At 42.8% G+C, this 14,452-nt stretch carries 13 protein-coding genes; 5 read left to right on the top strand and 8 right to left on the bottom strand.

The genetic code is table 11. The annotated features are described in order from the left end of the window. Nucleotides 1-64 precede the first annotated feature (64 nt). Complete coding sequence (locus tag AC2204_RS01345; protein ID WP_318923554.1) at nt 65-1,297, bottom strand: EAL and HDOD domain-containing protein; 1,233 nt, start codon at nt 1,295-1,297, stop codon at nt 65-67. A 550-nt stretch (nt 1,298-1,847) separates the two neighbouring features. Here AC2204_RS01345 and AC2204_RS01350 point away from each other — a divergent pair. After that, the gene (locus AC2204_RS01350; RefSeq protein ID WP_318923556.1) at nt 1,848-3,557 is read left to right on the top strand and encodes an ABC transporter substrate binding protein; all 1,710 of its coding nucleotides are present in this window, start codon (nt 1,848-1,850) and stop codon (nt 3,555-3,557) included. A gap of 46 nt (nt 3,558-3,603) precedes the next feature. Here AC2204_RS01350 and AC2204_RS01355 read toward each other — a convergent pair whose 3' ends face one another. Beyond that, complete coding sequence (locus AC2204_RS01355; RefSeq protein ID WP_318923558.1) at nt 3,604-5,022, bottom strand: bifunctional NUDIX hydrolase/phosphatase PAP2 family protein; 1,419 nt, start codon at nt 5,020-5,022, stop codon at nt 3,604-3,606. Nucleotides 5,023-5,423: 401 nt separating this feature from the next. On the opposite strand from AC2204_RS01355, the gene AC2204_RS01360 reads away from it, so the two are divergent. Further along, a complete protein-coding gene (locus AC2204_RS01360; protein ID WP_318923559.1) occupies nt 5,424-6,260 on the top strand; it encodes a pirin family protein in 837 nt (278 codons plus the stop codon). A gap of 111 nt (nt 6,261-6,371) precedes the next feature. On the opposite strand, the gene AC2204_RS01365 is transcribed toward AC2204_RS01360, so the two are convergent. Beyond that, on the bottom strand, nt 6,372-6,845 hold the full coding sequence (locus tag AC2204_RS01365) for a DUF2947 domain-containing protein (protein ID WP_318923560.1): 474 nt from the start codon (nt 6,843-6,845) through the stop codon (nt 6,372-6,374). A gap of 136 nt (nt 6,846-6,981) precedes the next feature. After that, entirely contained in the window at nt 6,982-7,200 is a 219-nt protein-coding gene (locus AC2204_RS01370; protein ID WP_318923561.1) for a hypothetical protein, read from the bottom strand. A 463-nt stretch (nt 7,201-7,663) separates the two neighbouring features. Between AC2204_RS01370 and AC2204_RS01375 the strand changes: the two genes are divergently transcribed. Then, a complete protein-coding gene (locus AC2204_RS01375) occupies nt 7,664-8,431 on the top strand; it encodes a DUF3108 domain-containing protein (protein ID WP_318923562.1) in 768 nt (255 codons plus the stop codon). 196 nt (nt 8,432-8,627) lie between these two features. Here AC2204_RS01375 and AC2204_RS01380 read toward each other — a convergent pair whose 3' ends face one another. The 3 genes from AC2204_RS01380 to AC2204_RS01390 all read right to left on the bottom strand — a co-directional run bounded on the left by AC2204_RS01380 (nt 8,628) and on the right by AC2204_RS01390 (nt 11,651). Further along, on the bottom strand, nt 8,628-9,188 hold the full coding sequence (locus AC2204_RS01380; RefSeq protein ID WP_318923563.1) for a NapC/NirT family cytochrome c: 561 nt from the start codon (nt 9,186-9,188) through the stop codon (nt 8,628-8,630). Between the two features lie 49 nt (nt 9,189-9,237). After that, nucleotides 9,238-10,707 carry a multiheme c-type cytochrome gene (locus tag AC2204_RS01385; RefSeq protein ID WP_318923564.1) on the bottom strand — a complete coding sequence of 490 codons (1,470 nt, stop codon included), beginning with the start codon at nt 10,705-10,707 and terminating at the stop codon, nt 9,238-9,240. A gap of 281 nt (nt 10,708-10,988) precedes the next feature. Then, nucleotides 10,989-11,651, bottom strand: coding sequence for a DNA-methyltransferase (locus tag AC2204_RS01390; RefSeq protein WP_318923565.1), 663 nt, complete (start codon nt 11,649-11,651; stop codon nt 10,989-10,991). A 512-nt stretch (nt 11,652-12,163) separates the two neighbouring features. On the opposite strand from AC2204_RS01390, the gene AC2204_RS01395 reads away from it, so the two are divergent. Beyond that, the gene (locus tag AC2204_RS01395; protein ID WP_318923566.1) at nt 12,164-13,102 is read left to right on the top strand and encodes a DMT family transporter; all 939 of its coding nucleotides are present in this window, start codon (nt 12,164-12,166) and stop codon (nt 13,100-13,102) included. A gap of 206 nt (nt 13,103-13,308) precedes the next feature. Further along, the gene (locus AC2204_RS01400; protein ID WP_318923567.1) at nt 13,309-13,551 is read left to right on the top strand and encodes an RNA recognition motif domain-containing protein; all 243 of its coding nucleotides are present in this window, start codon (nt 13,309-13,311) and stop codon (nt 13,549-13,551) included. 90 nt (nt 13,552-13,641) lie between these two features. On the opposite strand, the gene AC2204_RS01405 is transcribed toward AC2204_RS01400, so the two are convergent. Further along, complete coding sequence (locus AC2204_RS01405; protein ID WP_318923568.1) at nt 13,642-14,409, bottom strand: tRNA(His) guanylyltransferase Thg1 family protein; 768 nt, start codon at nt 14,407-14,409, stop codon at nt 13,642-13,644. Between the last annotated feature and the right edge of the window lie 43 nt (nt 14,410-14,452).

Here is a 14,452-nt window from a genome sequence, read left to right on the forward strand (position 1 = left end):
TTCACAGTCAAAGAAAATATATGACAGAGCCTAAAAAATAATGCTGCCCACTATAAAAAACCAATTAAAAATACTTGTCATTTTTTACATCAACCAGTGTTCTTTGATATAGGCCAGAAACGTGTGTAACACTGACACCAATTTTTTTTGCTAAAGAAACCAATTTTTCCGATTCCATCTTTTCATAACTTAAGGCAATATCATAGTATGGTTTTAATAGTGTCTGTTTTCCCAACAAAGTTTCTTTTACTATATTATTAATTCGAAGTAGTTCAACGGCTTCTGCCATATCAATGCCAAGAATATCAGGAAGTTTAGAAAACAAACCAACGATAAAAACCTTATCAACAAATGCGTTGTTTTTTTCCTTATTAATGGCAAGTAATTCACAGAATCGGCCTCTTATTGTTGCCTGAAGATACAACTCTTCTATATCCGCCTTTACAACAAAACTTTTCGTTGCCATCAATGCAACAAACTTGCGCATGTTATTTTCTCCCATAAAACAAATTGCTTGCTTTATGGAGTTAATCTTACTTTCTCTGCCATATAAAATAGAGTTTAAGGACATTATCAATTGACGCGCTAATTTTGTATCTTTTTCAAGAACATGAGTAAGCTTCTTATAACAAAACCCGTCTTTCATTACATGACTTGCGGCCTTTACTAATATACTGTCACTGAATTTATCTTTCTCTTCTCTCGGCATATCAGGTACTGAAAATATATTTCCTTTGAAAAAAGGTGCTTTATATAGTTTATTTAGAGCCGTATATGCCTCACAAGAAGGAACATTATCAAAAATATACCGTTTATTTTCCGGCAATGGCTTACTAAGCACGCCATCTAATTTATTGCTTTTATTATTATCAATATCGACTTTAACGGAGTTGACCAAATTTAAGAAATCACTATGTTCACTAAGTAGAACAGCCGCTCCCATTATTATCGTAAAACCTTTATTCTTGCACTTAACGATAAGGTGAAGTAATTCAGTATCCAATTGTTCATTCGGTGAAATTTCGATCACTAAAGACTTTACTGGTAAATAAAACCCCACTAAATGAGCCAATGTTTTCCGATCAAACATGACGATAACGGGTCTAGACTCAGATAAGTTACCTATCCCAATCTTACTCAGTAATTGCTGTAATTTTGTAGGGTCACAATTGTTATTAAATATATTCACAGGAATGCAGTAGTTAGAAGGTGCTGTTTCATTAATAAAACTGACCTGATAAGCCACTACCATTTTTCTACTGTTATATACAGCTTGCCTAATAAAAGCTTGTTGCATTCCTTTACTCAATCTATTGTATTTACTATCAAAATCAGGAAGTGATTAGTTGCTTCCTAAGTCAAAAAGACACCAATCATAACTGAAAATAATCGTTTTTCCAGTAACAGTTACTCGAACTGATAGTACTCATCCTTAATTCCTTTCAAATCTGCCCGAAAACTAGCCACTACCTTCTCACTATTGCAAGCTTCGATAAAACCAATTATGCATACAAGTGTATAATTGGTTTACTCAACACCCTGGGTGTAGGTTTTTATAGACGACAGTATCTAAATTTAAATACAAACATGATTCCTTATTATTAATAAGATTAGATCGTTGAATTAATTTATTGAGTACGACAGATATCGTGATTATTACAAAGATCCAGAACCTTTCATTGAAAAGGATAACATTTCCTTATTTTGTAGATGAAAATATTTTTCCAACATAATAAGTAAGATGGCGATTTTCATTCTATTGGATGATCAATACAGTTCTTGTTTGTCTACGTTCCCTGACTTATTATTAGTTAATATATCGCTGTTTAGATAAAAGGAAAGGCAATATGGCAAAAAATTTATTGTTCTTTCTATTGTGGCTTGCGCCATTTCTGACGATGGCGAAAGATGAACCTAAAGTCCTGCTTATAAATTCTTATCACTCCCAGTACCCATGGACTGCTGAACTTACGCGAGGCATTCAGGATGTGCTGACGACTTCCATCCCAGTTGAAAATCTTTACATCGAATATATGGATGAAAGGCGGTTTATCGACGACCTCACGTACACCACCAAATTGGTTAACCTCCTGCTATACAAATACCAACAATACGAACCCGACATTATCATGACAAGCGACGATCACGCTTACAATTTCATGATTGAATACGGAGAAAAGCTGTTTCCAGGTAAACCTATCGTGTTTTGCGGTGTTAATATTTTGGCACCTGAAACATTAAAAGGTAGAAACAATATCACTGGTATTGAAGAAGGAATGGAGATCGAGGGTAATCTTGATCTTATATTACAACTTCAGCCTGCTACCCGACGGATCGTCATGCTGGGCGATACCACAGGTTTGGGGTTACGCATGGTGGATCGAGCCCAACAGATCAAGTCGCAATGGCAAGATGATCCGCTAAAAAAACAAATCGCCCTGGAAATCTGGGATCAGTTCTCAATAGATGAACTCTACCAAAAAGCCGAGAATATGCGTTCTGATACCGTTTTTCTCATGCTTGCTATTCACAAAGACAGGTTAGGGAACTATTTTTCGTATGAACATTACCTGCCCATTTTAACACATCGTAGTAAGGTGCCAGTCTATGGTATGTGGGGAGCACTCATGATCGGCAATGGGGCTATAGGCGGCATGATGAATAACCCCTATACCCATGGACAGAATGCGGCCAAAATAGCCCTGAAGATTTTAAATGGCGTCCCTTTAAGTAACATCGAAATCCAGCAAAAAGCCAATTATTCGCCGATTTTTGACTATAACCAGTTAAAACGTTTTGATATCAAGCTGAACCGTTTACCGCCAGATAGTATCGTGATAGGCAAACCCGTCTCTTTGTATGAGCAACATACCTTCTTAATAAACAGCACCATCGCTTTCGTTATCTTCCTGTTTATCATTATTTCAGTATTGGTAGTCAACATACAGCGCCGCATTGCCGCTCAACAGAAACTTCGCCTGTTCAACCAAAAACTGGAATCCACCGTTCAGCTGCGGACAAAAGCGCTGGACGAGAGCAATAAGGAACTGAAAGCAGCATCTCAAATATTGCAATCACTTGCCTACACTGACGTTCTGACCGGCCTGCCCAATCGTCGGGCAGCGTCTAGCGAGGTCGCAGCCCATATTCAACGCTATAATGTCGATTATCAGCCCTTAACTGTGGCAATTTTAGACATTGATTTATTTAAGCAGATCAACGATAACTTTGGTCATCAGACCGGCGATGAAGTGCTATGTGCCGTGAGTAAGACGCTAAAAGAAACACTCAGACCCAACGACAGAGTTTATCGGTGGGGCGGAGAAGAGTTCCTAATTGTTTTACCCGGTACCAATATTGAATTTTCCTCTGCGGTTTGCCAAAGATTAAGAGAAAACATCAGCCAGATACGCGTCAGCAATGTTAGCACTATTACCGCCAGCATAGGTGTGGCCAATTTTATCAAAGGCGATTCCTTCGAGACGGTATTGCACAGAGCCGATAAGGCCTTATATACCGCAAAGAACAATGGCAGGAATCAAGTTGTTGTTGGATAGCGGTGGTGATTCCAGGCCGTGTTACCAGTCAGGAACCGCCGTCTCACTATACGGCTTTTTGAGCCAGTTTTTTTGTAAGCAAAGACATTCCTGCCACCAGCCAAATAGTCGCTAACAGCGATCCAACGGAATGCAGCGTAAGTACTATCAGGCTTATCGTTGAGCGCTCTGCAACTATATCAATGAAGAAAACAATGGCGATAGCCCCCAAACATGCAGCAACACTGATCATGATCCGACGGATAAGCGAAACAGTTAATGGTTGTTTCGGCAGCCATTCTGCACTGAGAAAAATCCCCAGTAATATAGCAAACAGATCAACATGAACCGGGTTGTGAGTGAAGCTGGCAATCAGACCGATGACGATGGTCACCAGCAACCAGAACCCTTTATTCTTAATACTCTGCGCGAGTGAAAAGGCTGTCGCATTTTTCCATTTCACAAAAAGTGTCAGCATAATGGCGCCTAGCAATAAACTGGCAACAATATCGCTGATAAAATGTGCCCCATACCAGACCCGTGCTACGGCTTGTCCTAAAACAAGGAAAACGAGGAATGGGATCATGAACACTCTGAGACGGTGCCATTGATCGCCTGCTGACATTCGACTTTTGCAGAAAAGCCCAACCATTCCCCATACCACCGTCGCCATTAATGTATGCCCGCTCGGGAAGCCGAAACCATAGACATTAATCTGCTGTAATTCCGGGATAATGTAGGAAGGCCGAGGTGAGCTGATCCCATGCTTTATCAGCGAAGCAACCAAGGTGACACTTATCAGCATCACAGCCAGTTGCAGCATGGCAACCGGACCAAAGAACCCAACAACCAAAGAAATCAGCATTAAAATAAATACCGCTTCACCTGGAAGATTCAGAACTGACATCGCGCCATCAAATAGCCACTGAGCCGCATCCGGCCAGGACTTAATCCATTGCTGAAAATGTCGAATAAGGAGCAACTCTGTACGGTGGAGTGTACTGACACGCTCACTTAAATCAGCATAGATCTCAATATTACTTTCCGGTGTTTGTTCAAGCCATTTGACCAATAGTTCAATGTCATTCGGATAGCGATACTCTTTTGCTGACACCTCTTTCGGGTTGATCAGATAGACACGCTTTACCTCTTTCCCGAAATGTTCTGAAAACCAAGAGGCAACAACCGGAAAACCCGTTTGATCCGTTTGTGAAGACACCAGTATCGGCGTATCCGACTGGCAGCTATAAATTGCAGCACGGCCACGGTACTGCAGTAACTTATCGACTGAGACAACTAAACCGGTTTCTTCTAATGCTTCGCGAGCAGCGGCTTGTTCCGGCGTATCACCAGAATCAATGTACCCTCCGGGCAGGGATAACTTCTGGGTGATAACTTCAGACAACATAACTATTTTATCGGCATGGCGGATGACACATACCGCGCCCACGATATCACCGGGAATCACGGTATTGTTTGATAACATGACTTCTGATGACGTGGCGTTTGATAAACTTGCATTACCCAATACAGGAAACACAAAACAGAGAGAAAATAGGGAAAACCATACCCTAAAAACAGACCTAGCTTTTATTGACACAAATTAGCCTTGAAAAAGAGCGAACCTGTTTCAATTCTAACAGCTCTTTATACCTAAACCACTGCAGATGAAATGTTCTGTGCAAATTCAGTGGCTTTTAATCAAGGCCGCCGTTTGAGCGCATAGTGATTCTATTTGTGATGCCATTCCTACACATTTCGCTTAAATAAGATTTTCAGAGGACGCGCTGAATAATGCATTTTGATGAGGTTTAGACATAGGCAAATCTTGGTCTATTTCCAGCTCAAGGGCTATGATTTAACTGTTGAACCTTCCCAGGTGAGATTATGAAGAACACAAGAAAGATCATAAAAATCCGCTACGGATTGAAAACAGGGTCAATGACCGCCTTCATCAACAGAGACAATATCTCAGAAATAGATCCCTTCGTTTTGTGGGACCACTTCGATGCCAAGGGCGCAGTACAGCCTGTAGGGTTGGATTATCACGGCCATTCCGGTGTCGATACCGTGAGCTACCCTGTTGCCGGCAACCTCAAACATATCGACTCATCAGGCTGCCAGACCACATTGCAGGGAGGAGATATCCATGTAATGACTACCGGTGGCGGGATCATTCATAAAGACATCATCACACCGCATAATGGCAATGCTGAAACTTTCCAGCTCTGGACCGCCCTTCCTGCCAATGAAGGGGAAATGGATGATGCTTCAAGTGCAAACTACACGACCAGCAGACTTCCCTTAGTGGAAGAGGCTGATTCAACCACCAAGGTCTTGGTAGGATCCTATAAAGGCGCACAAAGCCCCGTTTCTTATAGTATCCAAATAACCTATCTCGATATTATTATTACACCTTATGGTGTCTGGCATTACCAACCGGATAAGAGCCAAACTTCCGGGTTTATTTACCTTCGCTCTGGTATTGCTTACATCAATGGTAATCAACTTCACCCTTGTCAAATGGGTATATTGGAAACATCATCACGGCCTGTACAAATAAAAACCGGGAATACAAGTACACGATTATTTGTTGTGTTAGGTAAACCTCTGAACCAACCTTTAATTAGTTCAGGAGCCTCCGTGCATTCATCGAAAGAAAATCTTGTTATTGGCAAAAACAAAATAGAAGAACTTATGGGCGCAATTAAAAACTGTCGATAAACACAGGTCTGAAAAAACAGCCCTAATCTCTTTCCCTGTGCTACGTTACAGCACTATCAAGGAATCGTTGCGATGAGTTTATGGGCTGTTGATTAAATACATTGTAAAACGTTAAGCGCGATGTCCACACTTAAAGGTGCCGTTGGAATTAAACCACAACGCCTGTTTCTTTTTGCGGCCAATCAGAATGGGACCATCATCAAAGAAAAGAAAGTTTTTCCAATTGCGCTTAAAGACCCCCCACTTAGTCTCAATCACATTGTATTTTTCGTAGCAGAAAAATACCGTGGTATTGTCTTCCCAATTGATAAACTCGAGTAGCTCCGGGGGCAAGTCAATGTCATCACTATCCCAGGCATTCTGCCAGTCAATGGATTCTGACCAAATTTTGTCAACGTGGGCCCAGTCACCTTTCTCGAAGTGGTCGGCATCAGGACTTTGACTACTGATATGTTCACACCAGATTTGGGAAGAACGCGCTTGAGTGAAAGGTTTAATTTGTTCTAAATCATCTGCTGCAACCGGCATTGAAGCGTGGGTAAAAATCCACCTGCGAGAATACTGCTCTAACTCTACGTAGTTCATTCGTCGACCTAACAAAACATTGACGGAGCAATGTACCTTAGTCGTCGGTTTTGTTCCAGCGTTCGGTGAAAAAACAAAGAGCGTTCGAGAGGCGAACCCCTAGGCTATGCTCTAGAGCCTCGCCACTCGCCTCTGGTTATTTCATATCCCAGAAGTTACTTATCCAGCCACCGATGCGCTCATCATAATGGTTGCCACTAAAATTAAGAGGTTCAGGATGGGAGCCCCCTCCGGAATGAGAGTCGAGTAGCTGAGAGATATGATTAGCCATCGGATCATCGTGTTCTGTCAGACGTCTTCTTGTTGCTACTTCTTTGATGATTCTTAATCGATATGCCGAGTTCATTTTCTTCATTGCCAGCTCCTCTCTCAGTTAAACCTAAATAAAAATAGGAGTTAGTGTTTAAATCGTCAAATCACCGACACTAAAATGGCATCTGAATGAGGTAAAGCAGATTTTCACGAAGTCTAGAAGAAACAAAGCCTTACTTCGTAAATAAACAAAAAGTCAAATTCCGAACGAATAAATAAAATTCGTATCACACTGATTTATATATTTTATAATGATAAAAGCATATTATTTTAGTTTTTTTATCTACTCTCGACTATATGACAATTGTCTTTATTCATAGTGAGGTTTCAATATGCAGCACAGTAAATATTCATCGACATGCCTCCCACGCTATTGTCTGCTGAAAAAATAATATTTGTGTTAGTGTTGGTGTTATTAACGGCAGATTTCATTGCCTTTTGCACTAACCCACACACACTGCTACCGTTTACTTATCCCCTATAAACCATCATTCCCCGGAGGTACGGTGAAAAGTATAATTTTGTCTATATTTGTCTTTCTCAGCAGCTTTTCATCATTGCTGTATGCCGCTTTGCCTGCCCAATACCACCAGTGCAATAAGACACTGACTTATGATGTCTATTTTCATAACCATAAAATTGGCATACTCGAACGAAAGCTGAACTGGAATGAAGGCAACGTCGACATCTCTACCTACAGCAAAGTCGATGTTCTGGTGACAAAATCCACATTGAAACAACAATCAAAAGTAGAATGGTCACCAGAAACAAACATGTTTCTGACTCAGTCGTTTGACCGGACGATCTCGGGGATTATGGCAGGAAACATTTCCGCTAAATTCAGTGACAACGGTCGTCGTTCTTCCGTCTCGAATGACGGTAAAACCCTGACCTTTTTTGATAATAATATGCCACTACTCGATGGCGATGCTGTCGCTAGTCAAATGCGGTTCCACTTAATCAATGGGGATAAAGCCTTTGATTTCATGCTACAAGAGGCTGATGAAGTGAATCACTATTACTTTGCGGTGAAAGGACAAGAAACCATTAACACCAATTTTGGCCACATTAACACTATTCGTGTCGAGCAAATAAAGAAAAGCGATCGCAAAGTGGTGCTCTGGTTTGCACCCAGTGTTGACTTTCAGTTAGTCAGAGCGACTTATAAACGAAAAATCCTCGATCTGAAAGCGACGCTGGTGCGAAAAAAAACACAGTGTCCGCCAGCCAAACCACTTACAGCCACCACGACAATGTTGACCCCGTCAGGTTGAATGTGTAAATCACGATAACTTACCGCTTAACGCCTCTTCAAATAGTGGCTAAAAGAGAAGGTGTCTGGCTTGAACCATCAACTCACTTAAGTGCTTGCAAGTAGACTTGTTTTAAATGATGCCAATTGGGAGATACTTAAGACTTACAATAAAAGGGCTGCGCTCTTGGCGCAGCCCTTTTTGCCAACAGATCCCTTTACTCCAAAGTAATCCGCTTATGGGCAATCCCTGTATGACAATTGATACAGGTTTCACCACGGCTTTCCATCAGTTCATGATTCAGCCTTGCTCGCTGGGGCTGCTTGCTCAAATCGAAATTATCATCAACATGACAAAACCGGCAAGCTTCAGAGTCATTAGCTAACATATCTTCCCACACCATTTTCGCCAGTCTGGGTCGATGCTGCTCGAAGTTCTCCTTATTAATCGTACCCACCATCATATGATAGATATCTGCTGTCGCAGCAATTTTCACCTTCATCTTATCGATAAAACCATGGGGTACATGACAGTCTGCACAGGTCGCCAGTACTTCATCATCACTTCGATAATGCGGGGATGCCTTGTATTCCTGTACGATGGTATCCATGCTGAGGTGGCAGCTAAAACAGAATGTATTTTGATTGGACGCAACCATCACCCCCTGAAAGGCTCCCACTGCCAACAACGCTAGGAAGATACCAATTGGTATACCCAGCAGCAGCGGTTTTTTCAGCCATCGCCACAAGCGTTGCGTCCGAGTTAATTCATCTCCCATCGTTCCTCACTTAGGAGTCAGGTCAGCTTACGCTGACCTCCCCGGATAATTACTTGCTTTCACCTAAATAGCGGGCTTTAAAGGCTGCTTGGGCTTCTTTCCGTGCCTTTTTTACTGACTCCGGTTCTTTACCGCTGAACCAGGCATGTTCAGGTTTGTCGAGAATATCCTGCAACACCTGGCGAGCACGTTTCGCCCCTTCAGCATTACCGTTATGCTCAGCCTTCTCAACCGTTTCAATATACTGAGGAACCATCTCGATATAGAAGCGTTCAGCGACTTCGTACATACCATGCCACTGCACATAGTCAGGCGCCTGCATGGCCGCACCGTGACGAGCCCGACGACCTTCATGATGCCAGAGGTAGAACCAGGTCCACTCAATCTCTTCATCAAAGCCGGTTTCAGTCAGCATCCCTTCCTTCTTCAGCGTCGCCATCAATGTTTTGCCGGGACGGGCAAACTTATCATTGTAAAGCTCAACCAACGAATCAAACTGAATATAGAAATTGTCGATCATCGACTTGGTATGACACGATTGACACACGTTTTGCATATCAGCACGACGCGCTTCCCACGACTTGGTCTCTTTACCGGATGCCAGATCTTTCGCATCGATCTTTTCAGAAATCGCCGGACGCAATGTCCACGAAATGCGATCACCAACATCATGCGTCACTGGTAATTCACGGGTAGCTGACATATGACACGTTGCACACGTTGGCGCAGCATCATAATCTTCACCGACCACCCATTTAGACGAATCCAAATTCATCCGATCTACATGCGCAAAGAAGCTAATACCGTGCTTCGATTCTTCATAGATTTCTTTTTGCGGATGATCAGGACCAAGGTGACATTTACCACATGCTTCCGGGCGACGAGCCTGCACCATGTCGAACTCATGTCGCTGGTGACATGCAGTACAAGCCCCTACCGAGCCATCTGGATTTAAACGTCCAATTCCGGTATTTGGCCAGGTAGTCGGATCCAAATCACCATTTTCCAGCACTTTAACTTCTGAACCATGGCACTGCCAACAACCATTCACTGCGACGGGTGACTGACCATTCATGGTTAAAGCACCTTCTACCACTTCGGCAAGGAAATTATCCAGAGAACCAATGATTTGCCCAGCTTTAGCATGATGGCTCTTCGAGAACTCATCGACTTCCTGATTGTGGCATTGACTACAATCTTTGGGTGAAACAATCACTGAGATATCAACACCTTCATGCGTGATCAGATCTTTATCTCCGGGATCTGCTTTATGACACTCATAGCAACCAACATTGGCACCATAGTGCTTAGAACGCCCCCACTGGGCGTAAATGGAAGGGTTTTTTTCTTTATGACACGCAGCACACTCCTTACTTTCATCACTTAATTGTTTAAAGGGTTTCATAATCAATGCTTTGGGTTCAGCACTAACCGTCGTCGGCCACGATAATAGTACCGTGCAAATCATCGCCGCAAAGGCAAAACATAAGCATCGTACAGCCAATAATCCATTGTCCATAACGAACCTCACTCACACCACTCATTTTTATTACATTTTATTTCTAAATGTAACTTAACAATTACAAGATCAAGTGTAGATGACGGAGGTATTCCCATATGATTTTTATGGAAATTTGAGAGCAGTGTATGTTTTTCAACCACAATCCAAACCACTGCAAAATACAGGGGTCAGATGAATGGGTGGGCCGATTGATTTAAACTCTTGCAATGCACGTAATGCCGACTCCGCGTTTTCGCTTTAAACTAAAATGTGAAGTGCAGTGTATTAGTACAGTGTCTTTATGCTGTTTTTATAAGACGCTGTCTGAGGTACTCGTGAGCATCGTCTGAAACATCACTGCCCCAGGCTATCCGTTCTAAATTACTTGACGCAATCAATGTCGCTCCCGAACCAAAAAACGGATCAACCACCACATCACCCACTGAGCTGCTTTGTTGTATCAGCGTCTCAATCAAAGCGACCGGCTTCTCCGTCGGATATCCCCGATAGACTCGTTTGTGCTCTAACACATCGGGAATACCGAGATTGTTGAGTTTTCTTTTCCCTTTTTCAAAGAAGAGAATGAACTCATACCTTGCTCTATAGTGATAGCCCATCCCAATGGCGACTTTGTCCCAGACAATGGGCTTCCAGAACTTAAAGCCTGCTTGCTCTGCAATAGGCTTTATATAAAACATGGTTTCCTGATCACAGAATAAATAGAAATGGCTATTCTTTTTTAGAACCCTGTACACCTGTGCCAGAAACTCTTCAAATCTTTCGTTCGGAAAGATTGTAAACCACTGGTTACTCGATCCCTTGCTCTCTTTCAGGCGTGTCGTCGTACCGATAGCCCTATGTTTTTCCAGTGATTCGTAGGGGGGATCGGTGATGAATAAATCGACACTCCCATCCGGGAGTGTCGACAACCATTCAACCGCATCTTGTTTATATAACTGCATTTAAAACCTAAAATTGCTGACATAATGTGGAACAACCGAGCAAAGCTGGCTGTTCCACCCTGCCATCGATGATACGTGAACCACAATAAATTCGCCCGCCCTATCTTCAAAAATACCCTGACAACGATTTTAGAGCACAAGTCTGTTTTCCAACCAAAAACCGATGAGGAACCCAACCGCTTTCCAGTGAGCAGCGTTGAAAGTCATGCGAAATTCTCGCAGAAACGAGCATCTTGAGGCGAGTTGGGTATAGCTTACAGAAGTCATTCGGTTTGCTGTTGTTTTTTAGGCGTGACTATATTGGTTGTGGTTGGTGGAAAAGCCATTGTATTAATACTTAATTTCTTTATAGTGCTTCTTTTATTATTGGCCACTAGCACTTCACCACAGAACTTTGACGAGTTCAGTCACCACCTTCGTTATTCCGTAAAGAAAGGCACGAACTTATACGGAATCTCAGGAGCACGCGGTTAGAGCTGGATCCCCCTGATTCAACCATTAAGTATACTGACATGAAACCAAACTATCCCGCGCACTTGAAGCTACTGGCATTCACTGCGCTCATCAGCCTGTCTTTTCCCATCGGCAGCTACATTACGGCGGAACTTAACCCGCTGGTCGTAACATGGATGCGTTATTTACTAGCCAGTTTATTGTTTATTACTCTGCTGGTTTGTAAAGGCCAATTTCGATTGCCGGCCTTAAAAGACTTGGGGCGCTATACCCTGATCTGCCTGCCTTCGCTAACCTACTTTGTCGCAATGTTTATTGCCCTGGGAGATACAAGCGCGTTGGATACCAGTGCGCTGTACACCACGGTACCGCTGATGAGCGCAATTTTGGCAGCCATTATATTTAAACGCAGTACATCGCTTAGTATTTCATTTGCGCTCATAGGCGGAATGCTGGGGGCGGGATTAATTATCTTTCGCGGAGATCTATCTGCCGTGGCCTCGTTATCACTGACGTCATCGAATAAGATTTTCCTGTTTGGTTGTTTTGCAATGGCACTGAACCCCATCGCCGCAAAAACATTATATCGAGGCGAATCATTTCTTTCGATGACATGCTGGACGCTCATTTGTGCCACCGTTGTTTTGACACTCGGTACCAGCACAACATTGCTGGCAACGGATTGGAGTGCCATTTCCACTGATGTCTGGCTGGGCATTGCTTATCTGGCCGTCTTCGCCACGGCACTGAGCTTCTTTTTATTCCAGCAAGCATGTGTTGCTCTCACTCCAGTACAGGTTTCTGCTTATACCTACCTGATCCCGGTCATGGTACTGATGGTCAACCAGGCTAATGGTCATGCCGAATCGTGGTCACAAGTCAGTTATGGTGTGGTCACCGTTATTGTAGCGATGGCTGTAATGATCCGTTCTTCATCAGCCGTCAGCCTCAATAGCCCTGCGGCAGAAACACCAAACAAAAAACAGCGCTGCGCTTAATCAAGTTCATACCGAGAGGGATCGGGAACCCTCTCACTCTGTCACCTTCTTTTTTATCGCGCGATGGCTCAGATGTGTTACAAGCCAGCTGTACAGATTTCAGGCTGTAAATCAAACTAAGGTCGTCACTGCTTGGTTTACCTCACTTGTTCTGTGATAATCCGTCGCAAGTACACCTCATTCACTTTCTAACAAGACGGCAACCCATGAAACTATTAGTTCGAAACCTTGCACGCACAACAACTGAAGCTGAACTAAAGGCTATCTTTGAAGCTCACGGCACCGTTGGTTCATGTAACCTGGTATTAGACCAGGAAACGGGGAAATCTAAGGGCTTTGCTTTCGTTGAAATGCCTGAAGATGATGAAGCCAACGCTGCAATTGCCGCTCTTAACGGTACTAGCATCGCGAAAAGCAAAATTCGAGTAAAAGAAGCTGAGTATAAGTAACATACTCGCGAGTGACTTAAGGCCAGGGCATCATTGTATCTGGCCTGTTTTATCGGCAATCAACCACAGCTTTGGTCAAAGCAGAGATGATTATTCGTTGACATCCTGCACTAGATTGTCAATAAAATCACTGTAGTGCTCTTGCATCGGTAATTCTAGATCGACCTTCAGTCGCTTCCTTCTGGCCTTGACGGCCTCACCAGTTATCGGATTGATTGCCTCTTTTTCATAAGGCTCCCAATAGATACCCATGCCTCTTTTTTGCCAGCTTGGTATCTCATCGAAATTAATTCCTCTATTAAGAAGGAACTCAATCTTCTTAGCCGCTGGCATGTTAATAAAAGCGGCCGCTGATTCTTTAGGGGAAACTCCTTCCTTCCTGAGAGTCCAATAACAGTGCGCATTTAATGCGTTTCTATAGGCATCTGCATTTCTCCAACGGAAATAATCGATAACAAGTTGTCTATTCGGGAGCTGACTAATCCGACAATCAAAGGCCCCAATATCGCCTAATAACAGACTAAATTTTGCACTTGCCTCTCCTGCCAGGACGGAGTTCAGCTTCCGCTCTTTTCTCTCAAAAGTATTATCATTCACATCAAGAAGCAGTGATATCTCATCACTGTAAGTATATCCATAAAGTACTTTGAAACCGCATTGCATCAAGTGCTTTACCGTTTCAAGCATCAAGTCCCTGAATTTAAGATCATAGGGAGCATTGAAGTTATGCTTATCCTTGGTTAAAGAAGTAAAACTACGTCCATCCAGTCGAGCGATGATATGAATTTCAGGTAAGACACAATGATCATGTGCCGTTTCATAAATCCGCATTTTTTCATCTAACTCGTTGAACTTCATCTTTCCACTCTTCTCAGTCAATTAACCATCGTTCAGGGGTATA

The organism is Photobacterium sp., from assembly GCF_057456235.1.